Annotated in this window: 22 protein-coding genes; 12 read left to right on the forward strand and 10 right to left on the reverse strand. The window is 62.2% G+C overall.

What is annotated here, in order from left to right:
- Position 1: 1 nt before the first annotated feature.
- The 3 genes from K3752_RS18890 to K3752_RS18900 form a co-directional block, all read right to left on the reverse strand.
- On the reverse strand, positions 2 to 502 hold the full coding sequence (locus tag K3752_RS18890) for a molybdopterin-dependent oxidoreductase (protein ID WP_260066531.1): 501 nt from the start codon (positions 500 to 502) through the stop codon (positions 2 to 4).
- A gap of 100 nt (positions 503 to 602) precedes the next feature.
- Positions 603 to 1,490 (reverse strand): UTP--glucose-1-phosphate uridylyltransferase, encoded by an 888-nt coding sequence (locus tag K3752_RS18895; protein ID WP_170367261.1) that lies wholly within the window; start codon positions 1,488 to 1,490, stop codon positions 603 to 605.
- 21 nt (positions 1,491 to 1,511) lie between these two features.
- A complete protein-coding gene (locus K3752_RS18900; protein WP_260066533.1) occupies positions 1,512 to 2,885 on the reverse strand; it encodes a WecB/TagA/CpsF family glycosyltransferase in 1,374 nt (457 codons plus the stop codon).
- Positions 2,886 to 3,138: 253 nt separating this feature from the next.
- Here K3752_RS18900 and K3752_RS18905 point away from each other — a divergent pair, with 253 nt between their 5' ends.
- The 3 genes from K3752_RS18905 to K3752_RS18915 all read left to right on the forward strand — a co-directional run bounded on the left by K3752_RS18905 (position 3,139) and on the right by K3752_RS18915 (position 6,630).
- Positions 3,139 to 3,753, forward strand: a complete 615-nt coding sequence (locus K3752_RS18905) for a LuxR C-terminal-related transcriptional regulator (protein WP_170341595.1) — start codon at positions 3,139 to 3,141, stop codon at positions 3,751 to 3,753.
- A gap of 115 nt (positions 3,754 to 3,868) precedes the next feature.
- Positions 3,869 to 5,350, forward strand: a complete 1,482-nt coding sequence (locus K3752_RS18910; RefSeq protein WP_260066535.1) for a hypothetical protein — start codon at positions 3,869 to 3,871, stop codon at positions 5,348 to 5,350.
- Positions 5,347 to 6,630: an O-antigen ligase domain-containing protein gene (locus K3752_RS18915; protein ID WP_260066537.1), complete on the forward strand. Its 1,284-nt coding sequence runs from the start codon at positions 5,347 to 5,349 to the stop codon at positions 6,628 to 6,630. Before K3752_RS18910 ends, K3752_RS18915 begins: the two co-directional genes overlap by 4 nt.
- Here K3752_RS18915 and phoB read toward each other — a convergent pair.
- The 6 genes from phoB to K3752_RS18945 all read right to left on the reverse strand — a co-directional run bounded on the left by phoB (position 6,615) and on the right by K3752_RS18945 (position 12,636).
- Complete coding sequence (gene phoB / locus K3752_RS18920) at positions 6,615 to 7,298, reverse strand: phosphate regulon transcriptional regulator PhoB (RefSeq protein ID WP_170341606.1); 684 nt, start codon at positions 7,296 to 7,298, stop codon at positions 6,615 to 6,617. The two genes, K3752_RS18915 and phoB, sit on opposite strands and share 16 nt — an antisense overlap.
- Positions 7,298 to 8,026, reverse strand: a complete 729-nt coding sequence (gene phoU, locus K3752_RS18925; RefSeq protein WP_244952437.1) for a phosphate signaling complex protein PhoU — start codon at positions 8,024 to 8,026, stop codon at positions 7,298 to 7,300. Before phoU ends, phoB begins: the two co-directional genes overlap by 1 nt.
- Entirely contained in the window at positions 8,023 to 8,811 is a 789-nt protein-coding gene (gene pstB, locus K3752_RS18930; protein WP_409233631.1) for a phosphate ABC transporter ATP-binding protein PstB, read from the reverse strand. Before pstB ends, phoU begins: the two co-directional genes overlap by 4 nt.
- A gap of 28 nt (positions 8,812 to 8,839) precedes the next feature.
- Entirely contained in the window at positions 8,840 to 10,144 is a 1,305-nt protein-coding gene (pstA, locus tag K3752_RS18935; RefSeq protein ID WP_260066540.1) for a phosphate ABC transporter permease PstA, read from the reverse strand.
- 11 nt (positions 10,145 to 10,155) lie between these two features.
- Entirely contained in the window at positions 10,156 to 11,532 is a 1,377-nt protein-coding gene (gene pstC, locus K3752_RS18940) for a phosphate ABC transporter permease subunit PstC (RefSeq protein WP_254444320.1), read from the reverse strand.
- Positions 11,533 to 11,598: 66 nt separating this feature from the next.
- A complete protein-coding gene (locus tag K3752_RS18945; RefSeq protein WP_093963304.1) occupies positions 11,599 to 12,636 on the reverse strand; it encodes a substrate-binding domain-containing protein in 1,038 nt (345 codons plus the stop codon).
- A 303-nt stretch (positions 12,637 to 12,939) separates the two neighbouring features.
- Between K3752_RS18945 and K3752_RS18950 the strand changes: the two genes are divergently transcribed.
- Positions 12,940 to 13,602: a L,D-transpeptidase gene (locus tag K3752_RS18950; RefSeq protein WP_093963303.1), complete on the forward strand. Its 663-nt coding sequence runs from the start codon at positions 12,940 to 12,942 to the stop codon at positions 13,600 to 13,602.
- A gap of 4 nt (positions 13,603 to 13,606) precedes the next feature.
- Here the strand turns inward: K3752_RS18950 and K3752_RS18955 are convergent, their stop codons facing one another.
- Positions 13,607 to 13,879: a hypothetical protein gene (locus K3752_RS18955; RefSeq protein WP_170341585.1), complete on the reverse strand. Its 273-nt coding sequence runs from the start codon at positions 13,877 to 13,879 to the stop codon at positions 13,607 to 13,609.
- Between the two features lie 248 nt (positions 13,880 to 14,127).
- Between K3752_RS18955 and K3752_RS18960 the strand changes: the two genes are divergently transcribed.
- The 8 genes from K3752_RS18960 (at position 14,128) to K3752_RS18995 (ending at position 21,736) form a co-directional block, all read left to right on the forward strand.
- Complete coding sequence (locus tag K3752_RS18960; RefSeq protein WP_260066545.1) at positions 14,128 to 16,638, forward strand: heavy metal translocating P-type ATPase; 2,511 nt, start codon at positions 14,128 to 14,130, stop codon at positions 16,636 to 16,638.
- Between the two features lie 13 nt (positions 16,639 to 16,651).
- On the forward strand, positions 16,652 to 17,038 hold the full coding sequence (gene cueR, locus K3752_RS18965; RefSeq protein WP_093963300.1) for a Cu(I)-responsive transcriptional regulator: 387 nt from the start codon (positions 16,652 to 16,654) through the stop codon (positions 17,036 to 17,038).
- A gap of 177 nt (positions 17,039 to 17,215) precedes the next feature.
- The gene (locus K3752_RS18970) at positions 17,216 to 17,881 is read left to right on the forward strand and encodes a Crp/Fnr family transcriptional regulator (protein WP_260066547.1); all 666 of its coding nucleotides are present in this window, start codon (positions 17,216 to 17,218) and stop codon (positions 17,879 to 17,881) included.
- A gap of 96 nt (positions 17,882 to 17,977) precedes the next feature.
- Positions 17,978 to 18,193 (forward strand): DUF2892 domain-containing protein, encoded by a 216-nt coding sequence (locus K3752_RS18975; RefSeq protein ID WP_260066549.1) that lies wholly within the window; start codon positions 17,978 to 17,980, stop codon positions 18,191 to 18,193.
- Between the two features lies 1 nt (position 18,194).
- Positions 18,195 to 18,626 carry a YeeE/YedE family protein gene (locus K3752_RS18980; protein ID WP_260066550.1) on the forward strand — a complete coding sequence of 144 codons (432 nt, stop codon included), beginning with the start codon at positions 18,195 to 18,197 and terminating at the stop codon, positions 18,624 to 18,626.
- A 4-nt stretch (positions 18,627 to 18,630) separates the two neighbouring features.
- Positions 18,631 to 19,068 carry a DUF6691 family protein gene (locus K3752_RS18985; RefSeq protein WP_093963297.1) on the forward strand — a complete coding sequence of 146 codons (438 nt, stop codon included), beginning with the start codon at positions 18,631 to 18,633 and terminating at the stop codon, positions 19,066 to 19,068.
- An 85-nt stretch (positions 19,069 to 19,153) separates the two neighbouring features.
- Positions 19,154 to 20,038 carry an MBL fold metallo-hydrolase gene (locus K3752_RS18990; RefSeq protein WP_260066749.1) on the forward strand — a complete coding sequence of 295 codons (885 nt, stop codon included), beginning with the start codon at positions 19,154 to 19,156 and terminating at the stop codon, positions 20,036 to 20,038.
- 15 nt (positions 20,039 to 20,053) lie between these two features.
- Positions 20,054 to 21,736 carry a bifunctional protein tyrosine phosphatase family protein/NAD(P)/FAD-dependent oxidoreductase gene (locus K3752_RS18995; protein WP_260066551.1) on the forward strand — a complete coding sequence of 561 codons (1,683 nt, stop codon included), beginning with the start codon at positions 20,054 to 20,056 and terminating at the stop codon, positions 21,734 to 21,736.
- The last annotated feature ends 37 nt before the right edge of the window (positions 21,737 to 21,773 follow it).

Raw genomic sequence — 21,773 nt, forward strand, 5'->3', positions numbered from 1 at the left:
GCTATTTAACGACCTCAAGACGATCGAGTTGCCAGATGCTGCGCGAATAGGTCACCTCGGTCTGGTATTTCGGATCGCTGTCATAGGGGTAGACGATCCACAGCGGACCCTTCTGCCGGCGCGACATCTCGGCGCCGTCCATCTCATAGGCCACGATCGGGTCGCTTTCGGTGACCGAGTCCATGGGGATTTCGACCGCATAGTCGTTGATCGCCGTGGCGCGGATCATGCTTCCATCTGCACCGACTGCCTTTAGCACCACAGACAACGGCACGCCAACAAAGGTGTTTTGACCTTCGGTCCAGATCGTCGAGGTCGCAAAAGTCCGCGCGGGCAAGGCTTTCAACATGTCCATGTCGAACCGTGCACCATCCTCGGCTCCGGACTGGGTCAGGTTGCCGGTGATCGTCAGAACCACCTCTCCGGTGGGTTCGGCCAGATCCTGGGCCTGTGCCTGGCCCAAGGTCAGAACCATTGCCAGGGCTGCAAGTAAAATCCGCATGTCATTCTCCTAGTGTCCAACTGCACAAGATCAGAAAGCTTGACCGGGCAACAGACGGGCATCGGGATAAGCACCTATCCGAACGGATAGGTGCCCGCCGTTACGCGGCCGGGCGCAGGTGGCCCATGCGCTGTGCCATGATCCGCTCAAACCCTTCCCGCAGCTCTGACCGCTGCAGGGCAAAGACCGCGGTGGCCTCAAGATATCCGGCGACCGACCCGCAGTCGAAGCGTTCACCCGCAAAGGCGTAGCCCGAGCAGCCAGCGGTTTCGACATCCGCAGCGATGGCGTCGGTCAGCTGGATTTCATTTCCCGCACCCGGTGCCTGGCCGGCCAGACGATCAAAGATCGATGGCTGCAGGATATACCGCCCGACGATACCGTAGTTCGACGGCGCCTGCTCGGGGCTGGGCTTTTCGACCAGGCCGCGCAGCTTTTGCACACGCCCGGCCTGCAGGGCGATATCGACCACCCCGTAGGACCCGATCCTGTCGGACGGCACGGATTGGGTCGCAACCATGTGGCCGCTTTGGTCACAATAGCTTTGGACCATCTGTGACAGGGCCGGGCGTCGGGCGCTGATGACGTCATCGGGCAGGATCACCGCAAACGGCTCATTGCCCACACACTCGCGCGCCAGCGACACCGCATGGCCCAATCCACGGGGCGCGTCCTGCCGGACAAAGCAGTATTTGCCATCCTCCAGATCGGCGCAGCGCAGGTTGTTCAAAAGCTCGGTCTTGCCACCATCCTTCAATTTGCGTTCAAGCGCCGTATTCCGCCCGAAATAGGCCTCGAGCGCAGTTTTCTCGGGTGACGTGATGAAGATGAACTCTTCAATCCCGGCCGCGCGCGCCTCGTCGACGGCATATTGGATCAGCGGGCGGTCGATCAGGGGCAGCATTTCCTTGGCCACGGTCTTGGTCGCGGGCAGAAACCTTGTGCCCAGTCCGGCGACGGGAAAGACGGCTTTGCGAATCTTGGTCATATCAATTCTCCTTTGGTTTTCTCAGTAGGCGCCGCGGCCGGACACGACGGCCCGCACGGTCATGGCAATCAGCATCAGATCCAGAAGGGCCGAGCGGGACCGCACATAGGCCGTGTCCAGATCGATCATCCGGTCAAAGTCGATGGCGGCCCGGCCCGACACCTGCCACAGGCCGGTGATCCCGGGGCGGACGTCCAGGCGTTCAAGCGCGCGGGGTGGGTATTTGGCGACCTCCTCAGGCAGGGCAGGGCGCGGTCCGACGATCGACATGTCGCCCTTCAACACGTTGAGGACCTGTGGCAGCTCATCCAGCGAAAAGCGGCGCAGAACCTTGCCCACCCGCGTGACACGCGGATCGTGACGGGCCTTGAAGCACACGCCCGCGCGGTCGGACTGCGCCAGCAGGCTGGCCCTTTGCGCTTCGGCGTCTGTGGTCATCGAGCGGAACTTGTAGACGGTGAAAGGTACCCCGTTCCTGCCCACCCGCGTCTGCCGGAATAGGGCCGGGCCGCGGCTGTCCAGCCGGACAAGGGCGGCAATGGCCAGCATCGGCAGGGCCAGAACCGTCATGGCCGCCAGCGCGACGGTCAGGTCAAGAATACGGCTTGGCGTCAGCCCGCCAAGAGCCTGGGCGACGCACCGGCCCAGAAATTCGAAATTTCCGATCAGATAGCGGCGGGCCATGCGGCGCGGTTCCATCGCCAGCCGCCACGCCCATTCCACCCGGACCCGCCGAACGACCCCAGGCGCCCGCCGGACGTTGCCCGCCAGAAAGTCGAACAACGCGCCGACACCCAGCACCAGGTTCGGGTTCAGCCGTGCGCGGTGCCGCGTAATCCACAGTTCTTGCAGCGGAACGCCCATGGCCACCAGCAGGATGTCTGCGCCGGACTGGTTGATTTCGTCCAGGGCTTCTTCCGTCCGTTCGATGCCCCCAAACCCGTCGCGGCACCCGGCAATCCTCAGGCCGGGCGCCGTGTCTTGCAGGCGCGCTGCCGCCGCCTGTGCGGTGCCGGGCGTTCCGCCCAGCAGATAGACCGACTGCCCCAGCTTGGCCGCGCGCCGGACCAGGCGCGGGACAATGTCGGTTCCGTTCAGGTTCTCGGCCAGGCGTTCGCCCTGCATCGCGGCGGCAAGCTCGACCCCGATTCCGTCGGGCAGGACGAGGTCGGCTTGCGTCAGGGCTGCTCGATATTGGTCATTCTTTGCCCGGACATTTGCGCAATGGGCGTTCAGGAAAAAGACGGTCCGGCGGTGACCATCCAAAAGCGTGGTGATGACCGGCCCGGATTCTGCATTCACCACCGGTTGCCCGAGGATTTCAGTGATCGGCAGCGCGGTGCCTGGCGTGGTGTGTGCGCCGTCGAAAAGGGCGTGAGCGGCTTGAAAGTGCATGGAACTCTCCGAACATGAACTGTACTGTTGCCCTGAACCTGCCCGTTGTGCCGGCACTGCAACAGAAGAGCATCGGGAGAGCGCGCGGAGAAATCGGCTGACCGATGCGGCCCGGATGCGGCACCGCGCGGACATCCGGCCAGCTGCTCCTATCCGATCGGGTATCTGCCTGTCCGTTCGGTAGGCTTCACCGCCAATCATCAATGGTTTATTAACCTTTTCAGGTCTGGGTAGAGGCACATGGAGTTCATTGATGAAAGTTCTTATCGCCGACGATCACGAACTGGTTTTGGACACGCTCGTCGCCTTCATCGAGGCCGCGGGCGGGATCGAACCCACCACGGCGCCGGATTTTGCGACCGCAAAGGCCAAGATCGAATCCGAAGGTCCGTTTGATCTGGTTCTGCTGGATCTGAACATGCCCGGCATGAACGGGCTGAGCGGTTTGGAAACCTGCATTGGCATGGATCGCGCGCGGCATGTGGCGCTGTTCACCGGCGATGCCTCGCGCGATCTGGCTGAACGTGCGCTCGAGCTGGGGGCAGCCGGGTTCGTGCCCAAGACCCTGCCGGCCAAGTCTCTGGTAAACGCCATCCGTTTCATGGCCATGGGTGAGCAATATCTGCCCGTCGGTTTCATGAGCGCCGAGCAACCGAACGACACCCACCCGATGGCCAAGAAACTGACCGAGCGCGAGCGCCAGGTCCTCAAAGGTCTGACCGAGGGCAAGTCGAACAAGGAGATCGCCCGCGATCTGGACCTGTCCGAGCCCACGATCAAGCTGCATGTGAAAACGCTGTACCGCAAAGTGGGTGTCAGCAACCGTACTCAGGCCGCGATGGCCGCGCGCGAGGCGGGCCTGTTCTGACCCGCGCCCATCCTTTCGGATAGGGGGCCTGTCCCAACCCGCCCCGGCCTAACCCCTTGCGCAGCGGACAGCCCAAGCCGCATCCGTATATCAATCCTGTAAGAGAGGATTTGATATGCCGAACCAGATTTCCGACAACCAACAAACGCTTGCGCCAAACCGCCCTTGGGACTGGGCGCGCATCAGCCGCACGGACATCCGGTCGCTGGGATGGCGCCGCGTTCTCAAGGGCGGGCGGCTGACCGATGCGGGACGGCTGCCGCGATACGTTGCGTTGTTTCTTCTGGGATCCAGCTGCATCTGTGCCCCGATCAGCGGGTATCTGGCAACCGCGCCGGTCAAATACGCATCCCACGCCTCGTTGATCCTGCCGGGGTCGGGCGCGTCGGCCTCGGTCAATCTGGCCAATATCGGGCAGGCCTCGTCCTTCGCCAATTCGGCCTTTGCCAACGGGTCGATCAGCCCCACCGAAACCTACAAGCGGCTGTTATCGGCCGATCGCATTCTGGATGCGGCCGCACGCGCCGTCGGGGCTGAGCGCGATGCGTTCGGCAAGCCGCGCATCCGCCTGGTGGACCAGACCAGCTTGATCCATATCGAAATGGAGGCCGCCAGCCCGGGGGACGCGCAACGCCACGGCGATGCCCTTGTCGCTGCGTTCTTTGCCGAGATTGACGCCTTGCGCGCGGACGAGATCGCCACGCGCGAGGCCAGCAACAGCGGCGCAATCGACGCCTATCAGCGCTCGGTTCGTGAAACCCGCGCCGCGATCGAGCAGTTGCAGCGGCAGAGTGGGCTGCTCTCGGCCGCCCAATACCGTGAGCAGGTGGCCGCGAATGACCGCGCGCGCCAAACGCTGCGGGCCGAGGAAAGCACGCTGGCCCGGCAGGCCGAGCGGGTCGCGGCGCTTGAGGTCGCGCTTGATCTGCCGCCGGATGCCGCCGCGGTGACGCTGAAGCTGTACGCCGACGCGCAATACTTGTCATTGCTCAAGGATGTTTCGGCCGGCGCGGCCAAGCTGGCGCAGGTCGATGCCAATTACGGGCCGCGCCATCCGGTCTATCGCGCAGCGCGGGACGAATATGAAGGCGCACGGAAGGTCGCCGTCCAACGCGCGGCCGAGGTGACCGGCCTGTCGGTCGAACAGCTCTCGGGTCTGGACCGCGCCCCCGAGGGAGAGCGTGCGCAGTTGCTGAGCGAGCTTGTCCGCGAAAACGCCCTGCGCGCGGGGCAGGAAAAGCACGTAAAAACCCTCGCCGCACAGGTCACGGCCGAAACTGCGCGCCTGTCCGCGCTGGCGTCGATGGCGGCTGAACTTGAAGACCGCCAAAGGGATTTTGCCGTGGCCGAAGCCGTCTTTGCCTCGGCCATCGCCCGGTCGGAATCGAAAAAGACCGATGTCTACGCCTCGTACCCGCTGATCCAGGTGCTGGAAAATCCGTCGCTGCCGGAACGGCCGTCTTCACCCAACAAGAAGCTGTCGATCGCGGCAGGGATTGCCGCCACGTTGATGCTTCTGATCGGGCTAACGCTGGCATGGGTCCGCAACCCGCTGATCTCGCGGCTGTTGAAAGACGCAGGCGAGAACAAGGCATGAGCCAGGCCGCGCCGCAGAACCCGGCCGAGCGGCTTGTCTGGCGCGCGCTGGTCTGGACATGGCCGTTCTATGCCATCGGCGCGCTCTATGTCGTCGGGCCGGTACTGGGATGGTCCCTGGCGGGGTTGGCGGTGTTGGCTTTGTATCTGGGGCCGGCGATTCGTCCGGAGCTGCGGGCCACGGGGCCGGTTCCGGCGCTGGCTTGGCTGTGGATGGCCGGCATGTTGTTGATGCTGTTTGCACTGTGGGCCGGCCATCTGGATTGGGGGCTGGGGCTGGGCAAGACCATCAAGTCCTCGATCGGCTGGGCCAAGGGCTGGGCGCTTATTCCATTGTTCATTCTGGCCGGGGCCGTGCTGCCGATCCGGCGCGAGGTTCTGGTGCGAGGCCAGTGCAAGCTGGGGCTGTGGACCCTGTGCCTTGCGCCCCCGCTGTTGGCTGCGCCTTATCTGGGCCTGCCCAGCCAGATCTTCACCTCACCGCTCAAGGCGGTCGGTGGGCCGGGCCCCGAGTATTTCTCGGTCTATCTCTACACAATCGACCCGGCCAGTTGGACGCCCCGGTGGCAGTTCTTCGCGCCGTGGTCACCATTTGCCGCCCTGCTGGGGGTATGCATGGTCCTGTTCGCGCTCGAAGAACGGCACCGGGGATGGATGGCTGTCGGGCTGAGCGCGGGTATTCTCATGATCTTGGCGTCGAAATCCCGCATGGGGCTGGTCGGGCTGGTGGCCTGCACGATGGGGCCACGCCTTTTGCCGCTGGTGGCGCGCAGCATCGGATGGTTTCTGGTGTCGGCCGTGGCGACGGCGTCCGCGGCGTGGGGGGCCGCCGCGATCGATCTTGGCAACCAGGCACTGCAGAATTTCAAATCGGCCCGCGCCGACAGCACCCGCGTGCGCGAAACCCTGCAACGCATCGCCTATGAGCGCTGGCAATCCGACGCGGTGCTGTTTGGTCACGGAACCGTTAAGCCCGGTGCGCATTTGGTCGAGTACATGCCCATCGGAAGCCACCACACCTGGTACGGGCTTCTGTTCGTCAAGGGCATCACCGGCTTCGTGGCTTTTATTGTCCCCTTCGCCGTGCATTTCGGCGTAGTGATCACCGACGCGGTCCGCTCGGCGCGTGGACGCTTGCCGCTGGGCCTGCTGATGACCCTGCTGCTGCTGACCTTCGGCGAAAACATCGAGATCGAGGCCTATCTGCTCTGGCCGGCGCTGCTGATGCTGGGGTGCCATCTGCGCGAAATGGCAGGGACCGGTGCTCAGCCGAGCGCGTAACCGGCCCCGCGTACGGTGCGGATCGGGTCATCCCCCCCACGCACCGTCAAAGCTTTGCGTAAACGCCCGATATGCACGTCGACGGTCCGGGTATCCACGTAGATGTCGCGCCCCCAGACCCGGTCGAGCAATTGTTCGCGACTCCAGACCCGGCCTGGCTTTTCCATGAAGGTCGACAGCAGCCGAAACTCGGTCGGGCCCAGCTTGATGTCCTCGTCCGCGCGGGTCACGCGGTGCGTTTCGGCATCCAGGACGATGTCATCGTATTCCAACCGCTCGCCCACGGCTGCGGGGCGGGTCCGCCGGAACTGGGATTTGACTCGGGCCATCAGCTCGATCACCGAATAGGGCTTGGTGACATAGTCGTCGGCACCTGTCTCCAGCCCGCGCACCTTGTCGACCTCTTCGGATTTTGCCGAGAGCATGATCACCGGAATGGCACGGGTCGCGGCCGTCATCTTCAGTTGGCGGCAAATTTCGATCCCGGAAACGCCGGGCAGCATCCAGTCCAGCAGGATCAGATCGGGCGGCACTTCCTTGATCTGCAACAGCGCCTCGTCACCGGTTTCGGCCTGGCGCACGTCAAAGCCTTCGGCCTCGAGGTTGTAGCAGATGATCTCGCGCTGCGCGGGCTCGTCTTCGACGACAAGGATCGATGGCGTTGGCATCACAGGACCTCGGTGGTTTCCGTTGGTGTCTTGTCGAGGCGCGGGCGGTCATCATCAGGCAACTGCCCACTGACAAGGTAGATGGTCTGCTCCGCGATCCCGGTAGCATGATCACCGATCCGCTCGAGGTTTTTGGCCACGAAATGCAGATGCATGCCCGGGGTGATATTACCCGGGTTCTCCATCATATGGGTCAGCAGAGCGCGAAACACGTTATTGTACATCGCATCCACATCAGCGTCACGTTCACGGATGGCCTGGGCCTTGTCCGCGTCCCGCTGGATGAAGCAATCCAGGGCATCCGCAATCATGCTCTGCACCAGCTGGGCCTGACGCGCTATGGCCGATTTGACTTCGTCCAAACTCGCCGAGTCCGCCAGGGTCACGGCACGCTTGGCGATGTTTTTTGCATGGTCCCCACTGCGCTCGAGCTGGTTGGCGATGGTGAAGGTCGCCAGGACCACGCGCAGGTCGATGGCCGTAGGCGCGCGCCGCGCGATGATGTTGGCGCTGTCGTTCTTGACCATCTCTTCCAACTCGTCGATGGCGCGATCGGCCTTGACGGTGCGCGCGGCGAGTTCGACATCCTTGTCGCACAGTGCCCGGATCGCGTCCGATAGGCAGCTCTCGACCAACCCACCCATGCGCATCAGATGAGCCTGAACGGACTCGAGTTCCTGATCAAAAGATCGGACGATGTGCTTGTCCTTCATGGCGTCCTGGGTCATCCGATTCTCCCGGTGATGTAGGATTCCGTGCGCGGGTCTTCGGGATTGGTGAAGATGTGCCCCGTGTCCCCGTATTCCACCAAGCTGCCGAGGTGGAAGAACGCCGTTTTCTGGCTGACCCGAGCCGCCTGCTGCATCGAGTGCGTGACGATCACCACGGAGAAGTTCAGCTTCAACTCGTCAATCAGTTCCTCGACCTGGGCGGTCGCGATCGGATCCAAAGCCGAGCACGGCTCGTCCATCAACAGGACCTCGGGTTCAGTGGCAACCGCGCGCGCGATGCAAAGGCGCTGCTGCTGACCACCGGACAAGCCGGTGCCGGGCTCGTGCAGGCGATCCTTCACCTCATCCCAGATGGCCCCGCGGCGCAGGGATTTCTCAACGATCTCATCCAGATCAGCCTTGGTTCTAGCCAGTCCGTGGATCCGGGGACCATAGGCTACGTTGTCGTAGATCGACTTGGGGAACGGGTTCGGCTTTTGGAACACCATACCCACCTTGGCACGCAGCTGCACCGGGTCGATCCGTTTGTCGTAGATGTCTTCGTTGTCGATCCGGATGTCGCCTTCGACCCGGCAGACGTCAATCGTGTCGTTCATCCGGTTCAGGCAGCGCAGGAACGTGGACTTGCCGCATCCGGACGGGCCGATGAAAGCGGTTACCGTTTTGTCGAGAATGTCGACCGATACGTCCTTGATTGCCTGGTTGTCGCCATAAAAGACCTGGACGCCCTTCGCCTGAATTTTGATGGCGTCGACGGCGGTACTCGGCTCGATCTTGCTCATGTCGTTCATCATGATGACCCCTTTGCGCTTACCAGCTGCGCTCGAATTTGTTGCGAAGATAGATCGCGATTGCATTCATCGTGACCAGGAACCCCAGCAGCACCAGGATCGCGGCTGAGGTCCGGCTGACGAAGCCGCGCTCGGGGCTGTCAGCCCAGATGAAGATCTGCGTGGGTAGGGCGGTGGCACTGTCGAACGGGCCAGCCGGGGCCGAGGTGATGAACGCGTTCATCCCGATCAGCAGCAACGGAGCAGTTTCCCCCAAGGCCTGCGCCAGCCCGATGATCGTACCGGTCAGGATGCCGGGCATCGCCAGCGGCAGCACATGACCGAACACCACCTGGTGCTTGGACGCACCGATGCCCAGGGCCGCCTCGCGGATCGAGGGCGGCACGGCCTTCAGCGCCGCGCGGGTGGCGATGATGATCGTCGGCATGGTCATCAGCGCCAGCGTCATGCCACCCACGAACGGGGCCGAGCGCGGTAGCCCGAACCAGCCGATGAACACCGCCAGCGCCAACAGGCCGAAAACGACCGACGGCACCGCGGCCAGGTTGTTGATGTTGACCTCGATGAAGTCACTGACCTTGTTCTTGGGCGCGAATTCCTCAAGGTAGATCGCCGCGCCGATGCCCAGCGGGAAGGAAATCACGAAACACACGAACAGCGCCCAGAACGACCCGATCAGCGCGCCCTTCAGGCCCGCCAGTTCGGGGAACCGGCTGTCGGCATTGGTGACCAGGCCGGTGTTCAGCGGCTTGCTGATCACGCCTTCGGCCTTGAGCTGATCGAACCACGCAATCTCGGCATCGTTCAAGCGGCGGTTCTGTTCGGGCGTGTCGCGGTCGATGGTGCCCTTGTTGAGCTGGTCATACGGGTCAGATACCGGCACTGTCATCGTGATGGTCTGACCAATCAGCGCAGGGTCGGCCACCACCCGGTCGCGCAGATCAAACTGCGCTCCGTTGGACAGAATGCCCGACAGGGCCTTTCGGGTAGCCCGATCGCTGGTGTCCACCTCGGGCAGCAACTCGGACAGCGAGGCTTGCAACACGTCCTTGAAACCGCCCCGCGGCAGCTTTTCGGGCTCGATCTCCTCGGGGTCGACATAGACCTCGAGCGTGATCTTGGTCTGGGTGAACGCCTGATATCCGGATGATACAAGCGAGGCCACCAGGATAAACAGCATCAGAAATGCAAATCCGATGGCGCCCAGGCCAAGGCCCTGCAGTATCTTCTGCTTGCGGTTGCGGCGGGCTAGGCCGACGCGCACGGCGTCGGCGGTGTCTCCGCCTTTGGGCGAGTTGTTTTGTCCTGCAGTCAGGTCAGCCATGATTCTTGGCCTCAGTCGTAGGCTTCGCGGTACTTGCGCACGATGCGCAGCGCGAAGACGTTGATGATCAGGGTGACGACGAACAGCATCATGCCCAAGGCAAAGGCTGCCAGCGTCTTGGGGTTGTCGAACGAGGTGTCGCCGATCAGAAGCGTGACGATCTGCACGGTCACCGTGGTCACGCTGTCCAGCGGGTTGATGGTCAGCGAGGCGATCAGGCCCGCCGCCATCACAACGATCATGGTTTCCCCGATCGCGCGACTGACGGCCAACAGGATGCCACCGACGATGCCGGGAATGGCGGCGGGGAACAGCACGTTCAGAACCGTCTCGGCCCGTGTCGCACCCAGCGCCAGTGCTCCGTCACGCAGAGATTTCGGCACGGCTGACAGGGCGTCGTCGGTAAAGGACGAGATAAACGGGATCAGCATGATGCCCATCACGCTGCCTGCGGCCAGCGCCGTGTTGGGCGAAACCGGAATGCCCAGTGAGGCTCCGAAACTGCGCATGGCCGGGGCCACGACCAGGATCGCGAAAAAGCCATAGACCACGGTCGGCACGCCGGCCAGAATCTCCAGCACTGGCTTGGCCACCGCCCGCAAGCGGTCGGGCGCGAATTCGTTCAGGTAGATGGCCGACAGCAGGCCCACCGGCACCGCCAGGAACAACGCGACCACGGTAATGACGATCGTGCCGAGGATGACCGGAAGCCAGCCAAAGGCACCTTCGGCCGCAATCTGGTCCTCGCGCAGAGGAATCTGCGGTTCCCAGTTCAGGCCGAAGAAGAACTCGGTGATCGGCACCATCTCGAAAAAGCGGATGGATTCGAACAGCAGCGCGGCAATGATGCCGACGGTCGTAAAGATGGCGACGGTCGAACAGAAGATCATCAGGCCGGAAACGATGCGTTCCACACTGTGGCGGGCGCGGAATTCGACACCGACACGCGACCGGGCAAATGCCACGATGGCCAGTGACAGAATGACAACGATAGACAGCAGCACCCATCCCGACATCTGATGCAGCTCAAGATACCGCTGGGCCGCGTCCATCTTCCACTGTTCAGGCTCGCCGAAGATCTGCCCGCGCGAGATCGACTTGATCTCGGCCAACACCAGTTGACGCCCTCCAGTGTCCAATCCGTCAAGGCTGCCCGCAGGCAGGCCCGACATGACCACATGGTCGATCATCGGGCCCTGCAAGATCAGCCACAGTACGATCAGCACAAAGACCGGAACCAGCGTGGACAGAAAAGAAAACAGCCCGTGATAGCCGGGCAGGGAGTGCAGGGACGTCCCATCTGCGCGCAGACCGGCCGCGGCCCGTCTGTTCAGCAAATATCCAAGGATACTGACGCCCAACAGCGCCGCAAACACGAAAGTAGTCATCTGCCCCCCAGGCACAAAAATGGGCTGCCCGGTTTCGCGGCCGGACAGCCCTGTGAATTGCAAATCTTACGACTTGGGTTCCATGTTCTGGCCGTCCAGAATTGCGTCCTGCAGCTCTTCACGGCGCTCGTCGGACAGACCAACCAGACCACGTTCGGCCAGGTAGCCGTCGGATGCCAAAGCATCATCCGACATGTATTCTTCCAGGAACTCGTCCAGGTTCGGGATCACGCCGCGATGCGCATTCTTTACATAGAAGTACAGCGGGCGGGACACCGGATAGGATTTGTCGGCGATGGTGTCGGCATTCGGCTCGACGCCTTCGATCGTGACCGGCTTCAGCTTGTCCAGGTTCTCGTACAGGAACGAGTAGCCGAAGATGCCCACGGCGTTCGGATCCGCCTCAAGGCGCTGAACGATCAGGTTGTCATTCTCGCCCGCTTCGACGAAGGGCCCGTCGGTACGCATGCGCGAGCAGTTTTCCTTGACCCATTTCTTGTCGAAATCACCGCTCTTGACGAAGTCCAGCTCTTTGCAGCCTTCATGCATGGCCAGCTCGACGAACGCGTCGCGGGTGCCCGAGGTCGGCGGCGGTCCATAAGCCAGGATTTCCACGGCCGGCAGGTCGGGGTTGATTTCGTTCCAGGTCTTGTACGGGTTGTCCTTCCACTCGCCATCAACCGGCACCTGGGCGCCGAGAGCCATGTAGATGTCGGCCAGCGACAGGTCCCAATCCTGTTCATTGCTGCGCGAGATGGCGATCGACAGGCCGTCGAAACCGATCAGAGCTTCAGAGATGTCGGTCACGCCGTTCTTTTGGCACAGCTCGTATTCCGAGGCCTTCATGGCACGCGATGCGCCGGTGATGTCGGCAGTGTTTTCGCCGATGCCTTCGCAGAAGATTTTCATGCCGCCGCCGGTACCGGTCGATTCGACGATGGGCGAAGCAGCGCCCGTGTTGTTGGCGAACTGCTCGGCCACGGCTTGGGTGTACGGGAATACGGTCGACGATCCGACGATACGGATGGCGTCGCGCGCCGAGGCAGCGGACGCGGCGATCGCGGTGATTGCCAGAACCGAAGCGGTCAGTTTGATGGTGGTCATGGTCACTCCTGAGAATCAGCTTTGGCCGCCCCCTGCGGCCTTGTTGAGTGCAGTAGTCCGGGCGTGCGAAGCTTATGTAACGCTTTCGTAACAGTTTTATGACAACCCACCCGGGGCGGTTCAAAAACTCGTCTGATCCAGATGCGCGGCTTTCGGCAGCCGTTTGTGCACGACCTCAAAACACCAGTTGCGACAAGGTTTTGCGTCAAACGAACAAGTGAATGGACTCGGGGTCTGTTTCAGGGAATCGTTTAGTCCGATCTTTTTTCTTGCTGCCACGGCAAGGCGACTGGAGGTGCAGACATGCTGACCAGAAGACATTTTGTTGCGACTTCGCTTGCTGTTTTCTCGCAACCGATTCTTGGCGCGACATCGGCCGAAGCGTCGACCGCATCTCAATGGGCGGCTTGGGACAGGCAGGTGACACCGGCCAACTATGACCCGGCCACCTCGAACCCTTGGGGGTTGAATCCCCGGTTTCTGCCGCAACGGGTCGAAACCAATCGGTCGCTGGTGCCCGGTGACATTCACGTGGATGCGGTCGCGCGCTACCTGTATTTCATCGAAGAGGGCGGAACCGCGATGCGATACGGCGTGGCGATCGCCCGTGGCAATCTCTACGAACCCGGGACCTACACGATCCGGCGCAAAGCCAAATGGCCGCGTTGGACCCCGACCGCAGACATGATCAAACGCGATCCGCAGGACTATGCGCAGTTTGCCGACGGAATGCCCGGCGGACCCAACAACCCCTTGGGCGCACGCGCTTTCTACCTGTTTCAGGGCAATCGCGACACATATCTGCGCATCCACGGAACACCCTATTCCCGGTCTATCGGCGGGCGGGCAAGCTCAGGCTGTGTACGTATGGTCATGGCCCATATTATTGGCCTGTATGACCGGGTGCAGCCGGGCGCGACGGCTCATCTTTACCCACCCGAAAGATTTGCGACTGCCAGCAGCTGATCCGTCACGCCCGGGCGCAGATCGGGCGGCCATCGGCGGTTCTCAGCGGTAGGTATGTCGTTTCGACCGGGCCCACGTACCGGTACCAGTAACAACCGTCTTCGGGCATGATGCGAACGGCGGTCAGGTCCTGGCCCGGCGCGGCGATCTCGACCACGCCCTCGGGCACTTTGGCAAGATCACCGGGGGCTTTGTCGCCGGACATCGACGTGGTCTCGGTGCAGGCGGCAATCAGGGACAGCGCGCATAGCCCAATCAATGCTTTCCTCGTTGTCATGCCGCACCTTTCCGATTCCCAAGTGATTCTCTTTGCGTGATACCCTCGCATCCAAGCGATTCCGCTTCAATTCACCAAGGATCCGTCGCCATCCATCGTTGCCCTGTTGCCGACGGAGCACAGCCGCAACTGCTCTTGCCCTGACGGGATGGTTTGCTTGGTGTGCAGGGATATTCCGCAGAGGGCCTTGACCTTCCACTTGCTGGAACCCTTATGTACAGGGTCGACCGGATAATCGTGGTGACGACATGGCCAATATTTCACATGCCAAATTTCAGGTTCAGGGGATGAGTTGCGCGTCTTGCGTAGCCCGGGTTGAGCGTGCGCTCAGCGCGGTTCCGGGTGTCGACTCGGCTGCCGTAAACCTGACGAATGAGAGCGTCCAGGTGGATTTCCATGCTCCGGCTGATGTCAAATCCATCGCACAGGCGATGGAGGCGGCGGGCTATCCAGCCGTGACCGAGACCGTCACGCTCAACATCCAGGGCATGAGCTGTGCTTCATGCGTCGGCCGGGTCGAGAAGGCTTTGCTTGCCGGGCAGGGGGTGCTGACGGCGTCGGTCAACCTCGCCTCGGAAAGCGCGACCGTCCAGTTTGCAACGGGCGCCACGACACCCGAAGCGATTGCTGCACTGGCCAACGCGGCCGGGTACCCGGCGACGCCACGCAACTCGGCTCAGACAGCGGCGCAGGATCGCAAAGCTGACGAAACCCGCAAACTGGCACTGCGAACGGGGTTTGCGGCAATCCTCGCCTTGCCGGTTTTCATCCTTGAGATGGGCGCGCATGTCATTCCCGGCATGCATCACCTGATTGCAAGCACCATCGGCCTGCAAGCCAGCCACTACATTCAGTTCGTCTTGACGACATTGGTCCTGTTCGGGCCCGGTCTTCAATTCTACACCAAGGGCTTTCCAGCACTTGCCAAAGGCGCGCCAGACATGAATTCGCTGGTCGCTTTGGGCACGTCGGCGGCATACGGGTTCTCGCTGATCTCGACCTTTGCGCCCGAAATCCTTCCGGCCGGCACCGCCAATGTCTATTACGAGGCGGCCGCGGTCATCGTGGTTCTGATCTTGCTGGGCCGCTTCCTTGAGGCACGCGCCAAAGGCCGCACCGGCGAGGCGATCCGCAAGCTGGTCGGCCTGCAGGCCAAAACCGCGCGGGTCGAACGGGAGAACTGCATTGTCGAACTGCCCATTGATCAGATCGCAGTGGGCGATCTGGTTCATGTACGTCCCGGTGAAAAGATCCCGGTCGATGGCTCAGTTCTGAGCGGCACTTCGTATGTCGACGAAAGCATGATCACGGGTGAGCCGGTTCCGGTCGAGAAATCCTCTGACGCAACTGTCGTAGGTGGCACCGTGAACGGTACCGGAGCGTTGACCGTCCGCGCCGAAAAGATCGGAGCGGATACGATGCTGGCGCAGATCATTCAGATGGTCGAACAGGCTCAGGGCGCGAAGCTGCCCATTCAGGGCTTGGTTGACCGTATCACCCTTTGGTTTGTTCCCGCGGTGATCGCGGTGGCGGTCGTGACAGTCCTTGTTTGGTTGCTGTTCGGACCGGACCCGGCGCTCAGCATGGCTCTGGTTGCCGGGGTCGCGGTGCTTATCATTGCCTGCCCCTGCGCAATGGGTCTGGCTACGCCGACATCGATCATGGTGGGCACGGGGCGCGCTGCGGAGATGGGCGTTCTGTTCCGCAAGGGCGACGCGCTGCAGATGTTGCAGGAAACCACTGTTGTAGCGGTGGACAAGACCGGCACCCTGACGGAAGGCCGCCCGGAACTGACTGATCTTGTGGTTGCCCAAGGGCTGGATGAGGACACCGTCCTGCGGCTGGTCGCAGCCGTCGAGGCCACTTCGGAACATCCGATCGCCACCGCCATCGTGCGCGCGGCCGAGACACGCGGCCTGAATCTGCCGAAGCCCGAGGATTTCAAGTCGATCACCGGCTATGGGGTTCAAGCGGTCGTCGAAGGGCACAGCATCCTCATCGGCGCCGATCGTCTGATGGAGCGCGAAGGCATCGACATCAGTGCGCTGTCAGATCACGGCGCGTCGCTGGCCGCCAAAGGCAGAACACCGCTCTACGCCGCAATCGACGGAACCGCTGCCGCCGCAATCGCGGTGGCCGACCCGATCAAGCCCAGCACACCGGAGGCCATCGAAGCCTTGCACGCGCTGGGGCTCAAAGTGGCGATGATCACGGGCGACAACAGGGCGACGGCCGATGCCATCGCAGCACAGCTTGGGATCGACACAGTCGTCGCCGAAGTCCTGCCCGAAGGCAAAGTCGCTGCACTGAATAACCTGCGCGTGAACGGCGGCAAGTTGGCTTTTGTCGGCGATGGGATCAACGACGCTCCGGCGCTGGCGGCCGCGGATGTCGGCATTGCCATCGGCACCGGGACCGACGTTGCGATCGAGGCCGCAGACGTGGTGCTGATGTCGGGCGATCTGATCGGCGTGGTCAACGCTTTCGACATCAGCCAGCGCACCATGCGCAATATCCGGCAGAACCTGTTCTGGGCCTTTGGCTACAACACGCTGCTGATACCGGTGGCCGCGGGGATCCTCTATCCCTTTGGCGGACCCTTGCTGTCCCCGGTTTTGGCGGCTGGCGCCATGGCGCTGTCCAGCGTGTTTGTGCTGTCAAATGCACTGCGGCTGCGTTGGGTCAAGGCGGCACGACCGCCGAGCGGATCCGATCGCAAACCGCAGACCATCGCACACGCACCCACACCCGCCGAATAGGAAAGGAGCCGCCATGAACATCGGGGACGTCGCCGAACGCTCGGGTTTGCCGGCCAAGACCATCCGGTATTATGAGGATATCGGTTTCATCAAACCCAGACGCTCGACCAATGGATACCGCCATTTCGACGAGAAAGAGCTGCACAAGCTGGCGTTCATCGGGCGCGCGCGGTCGCTGGGGTTCACCATCGAAGACTGTCGCTCGCTGCTGGCGCTGTACGAGGACAAGCACCGCGCCAGCGCCGACGTAAAGCGGATCGCCAAACAGAACCTCGAAGAGATCGATGCCAAGATCGAAGGCTTGAAAGCCATGCGCGAAACACTGTCGCACCTGATCCAGGAATGCGCCGGAGATGACCGCCCGGATTGCCCCATTCTCAAGGATCTGGGTCGCGACTGACAGGATGGACCCGAGGCATCTTCGGGCGCTTTCCCTTGATCGCGACCACGGTTCTGTCCTAGGCCATGCGGCAGGTGCACAGGATGCTCCGTTACGAACGTATCGTCCGGACCGGGCGAAAGACGGCAAAACCGTAATGATCTACGAGGGCTTTGGGCCACCCATGCAAGCAGCCACATGACGATCACTGACTGGACCCAGCGGTTCCACGGAACCAGCCACCTGCCTGAGGCGGTCCGCGCCCGCTTGCGCGCGGCTGCGCGGATCGTGAAGTTCCCGAAAGGGGCCCAAGTGTTCGGGCCCGACAATGTGCCGGACAGCCTCATGTTTCTGTACGAAGGGCGGATCCGCGTTTCACAAAGCTCGGATACAGGGCGCGAAATCGTCTTGTATCGGGTCGAAGCAGGCGAAAGCTGTGTGCTGACCACGGCATGCATGCTGGCCGAAGAGGCCTATAACGCCGAAGGCATTGCTGAAACAGATGTCACCGCGATCGTCCTGCCCAAGCCTGCCTTCGACCGCCTTGCCGCGGAAGAGGACGCGTTCCGCGATTTCGTGTTCCAAGCCTATTCCCGCCGATTGATCGACCTTCTGCGTGTGGTCGATGACGTCGCCTTCGGCCGGATCGATGTCCGGCTGGCGGAACGTCTGCTTGCATTGGCCGATCCCGCGAACGAGGTGCAGTCCACACATCAACAACTGGCCAGCGAACTGGGAACCGCGCGTGAAGTTGTCTCGCGGGTGCTGCACGACTTCCAGAAACGCGAGTTGGTTTCGCAATCCCGGGGCAAGATTACGCTCACCGACACAACGGCTTTGCAGGCTTTGGCCCACAGCACCTGATTTTTCGGGAATCTTTTCGGCTTTCGTGACATTGTCACTGAAGAGACGCTCCTGGCGTCATATATGCCATTCAGAAACCTGAATATGGAGGGCGATATGACCAACAACGTCGGAACGATCGACCGCACGCTGCGCGCAGCTCTTGGGTTGGTCCTGCTGTACCTGGCAATCTTCAGCGGGCTGGCCCTGTTCGCCGCACCCCTTTTCAAATATGGCGCTGTGATCATTGGCATCATCATGCTGTTGACCGCGACCATGAAATTCTGCCCAGTGTACACGCTTTTGGGCATCAAGACCTGCAGGACCAGATAATATGGAAACCGTATTCACGCCTTTTGCATCCTTTGGCGGCGGCCTGCTGATAGGCTTGGGCGCCGTGTTGTTGATGCTGGGCCTCGGCCGCATCATGGGTGCCACCGGTATCATGTCCGGTCTGGTCTTTCCTGACAGCTGGTCCGAGTTTTCCTGGCGTCTGGCGCTTGTTGCCGGAATGATCGTTGCGCCGGGTCTGATCTACGTGCTGACCGGCTCCATGCCGGCCATCGAGGTGCCGATCAGCCCGCTGATGATCTTGGTCGGCGGCGTCATCGTCGGCCTGGGCGCCAGCCTCGGCTCGGGGTGCACCTCGGGTCACGGAGTATGCGGCCTGTCGCGGTTGTCGACCCGGTCCCTGGTCGCCGTTCCGACCTTCATGGCAACTGCCGCCATCACGGTTTTCGTGATCCGCCACGTATTCGGAGGGTGAGGCAATGAAACTGTTCCATACGTTCCTGACCGGCCTTGTCTTCGGCACAGGCATCGCGATCTCGGGTATGATGAACCCGGCCAAGGTGTTGAACTTCTTCGATCTGGCCGGAACTTGGGACCCCAGCCTCGCCTTCGTAATGGGCGGTGCGCTGGTGGTGACATTCATCGGCTATCGACTGGTATGGCGACGCGCCGCGCCGCTTTATGCGGACCGGTTCCAGATTCCGGGCGCAAAGCACATCGACATGAAGCTTGTCGGCGGCTCAGCCTTGTTTGGCGTGGGCTGGGGCATCGCAGGATTCTGCCCGGGCGCGGCAATTCCGGCCCTGGGCACCGGACGGTGGGAGGTTCTGCTGTTTCTGGGCGCGGTCGCCGCCGGGCTGGCCCTGGCGCGCATTCTGCAAGGGCAACCATTGATTACACGTTCGGCCAAGGCCTGAGCGTCAGAGAGGAGGCACGATCATGACCGACCAAAAGGCAATCGACACCCACAACCAGAAAATGGCTGACGCAATCGCGACACCAATTTCCGCATATCCGGTGGATCTGAGCGTCAAACCCAAGGTTCAGGGCTTCTACGACAAGGCCACGGCGACGATCAGCTACATCGTTTCGGACCCGACATCCAATGCCTGCGCGATCATCGACAGCGTGATGGACATCGACTATGCCGCTGGCCGGATCACCTTCGAACATGCCGACCTGCTGATCGCCGAGATCGAAAAGCAGGGCCTGAAACTGGAGTGGATCATCGAGACCCACGCCCATGCCGATCACCTGTCGGCGGCGCCCTACATCCAGCAAAAGCTGGGCGGCAAGATCGGCATCGGCGAGAACATCAAGATCGTGCAGGAGGTCTTCGGCAAGATCTTCAACGAAGGCACCGAGTTCCAGCGTGACGGCAGCCAGTTCGATGCACTGTTCACCGATGGCATGACCTACAAGATCGGCAACATGACCGCCTTCACCATGCACACACCGGGCCATACACCGGCCTGCATGGTGCATGTGATGGGCGATGCGGCGTTTGTGGGTGACACGCTGTTCATGCCCGATGGTGGTTCGGCCCGAGCCGACTTTCCGGGCGGAGATGCGGGAACGCTTTATGACTCGATCCAGAAGGTGCTGAGCCTGCCGGACGAAACCCGCCTGTTCATGTGCCACGATTACGGCCCCAACGGCCGCGACATTCGCTGGGAAACCACGGTGGCCGAGGAAAAGGCGCACAACATTCACGTGGGCGGCGGCAAGTCGCGGGACGAGTTCATCAAGATGCGCACCGAGCGTGACGCGACGCTGGCGATGCCGACCCTGATCATCCCGTCGATCCAGGTCAATATCCGGGCGGGTGACATCCCGACCGACAAGGACGGCAACCAGATGCTCAAGGTTCCGGTCAACAAGATCTGACCGCAGGAGACAACAATGGAAATCCGAAAGATTTCGGGCGCACTCTCGGTGTCGCCACAGGTAACGCTTGCCGATATCCCGGCGATCAAGGCCGCGGGCTTCCGCGCCATCATCTGCAATCGCCCCGACGGTGAAGGGTCCGACCAACCGACATTCGAGGAAATCGAGGCCGCTGCAGAAAAGCTTGGCATCGAAGCCCGGTACGTTCCCGTCCAGACTGGCCTGGTTCGGGATGAGGACGCGCAGGCCTTCGGTCAAGCCCTGACCGAACTGCCAGGTCCGATCCTGGCCTATTGCCGGACGGGCACGCGCTCGGCCACGCTTTGGTCGCTGCACGAGGCCGCGCAGGGCCGAGCCTTGCCTGACATCCTGACCTCAACCAAGGCTGCCGGATATGACATGAGCGGCGTGGCCCGCCGCATCGCCAATGGCGGCAAGACGCCCACCGACACCGGCGACGCGTCCTTTGACGTGGTGATCGTGGGCGGCGGGGCAGGGGGCATCGCCACCGCCGCCAGCCTGCATGCGCGTAAATCCGACCTGTCGATTGCCATCATCGACCCGTCCGACGTGCACTATTATCAACCCGGCTGGACCCTGGTGGGCGGCGGCGTGTTCACGCCGGAACAGACGGCCAAGACCATGGGCGCGCTGATCCCGCGCGGGGTCAAATGGATCAAGGCCGCCGTGGCCGCGTTCGAGCCACAGAACAACGCCGTCATTCTGGATGGTTGCCGAGTGGTCAAATACGACCGTCTGGTGGTGACTCCGGGGCTCAAGCTGGACTGGGGTGCGGTCGAAGGGCTGGAGGAAACGCTGGGCCGCAACGGCGTGACCTCGAACTATCGCTATGACCTGGCGCCCTATACCTGGCAGTTGGTCGAAGGGCTGAAGGTGGGACGGGCGCTGTTCACCCAGCCGCCGATGCCGATCAAATGTGCGGGCGCGCCGCAAAAGGCGATGTATCTGTCGGGCGATGCGTGGGTCCGACGCGGGGTTCTGAAGGATATCGACATCCAGTTCATGAATGCGGGCGGGGTGCTGTTCGGGGTCAAGGACTATGTCCCGGCGCTGATGGAGTATGTCAGGAAATACGACGCCACGCTGAACTTCTTCCACAATCTGGTGGCGGTGGACGGGGCGGCGAAAACCGCCACGTTCAAGGTCGCCAAGCCCGACGAGCAGCCCGAGCAGGTGACGGTCGAGTTCGACATGATGCATGTCTGCCCGCCGCAGGTGGCGCCGGACTTCATCCGGGTATCGCCGCTGGCAGATGCGGCGGGTTGGGTCGATGTGGATCAGTCCACGCTGCGCCACAAGAGCTTTGACAACATCTGGTCGCTGGGCGACGTGATGAACGCGCCGAACGCGAAAACCGCGGCCGCTGCCCGCAAGCAGGCGCCAGTGGTGGCCGACAACATTGTGGCCGATATCCAAGGCCGCGCCCCGGTGGCGGCCTATGACGGTTACGGCTCGTGCCCGCTGACGGTGGAACGCGGCAAGATCGTGCTGGCCGAGTTCGGCTATGGCGGTGTCCTGAAGCCCAGCTTCCCTAAGTTCCTGATCGACGGCACCAAACCCAGCCGCGCGGCCTGGGTCCTCAAGGAAAAGCTGCTGCCGCCGGTCTATTGGTCGGCGATGCTGAAGGGCAAGGAATGGATGGCCAAGCCCGAGCCGCTGAACGTGGCGGCCGAATAGGTCGCTAGGGCTTCTTGCCCTGCGCCATCCAACACCC

It is taken from the genome of Ruegeria sp. B32, from assembly GCF_025141855.1.
GTDB lineage: Bacteria > Pseudomonadota > Alphaproteobacteria > Rhodobacterales > Rhodobacteraceae > Ruegeria > Ruegeria arenilitoris.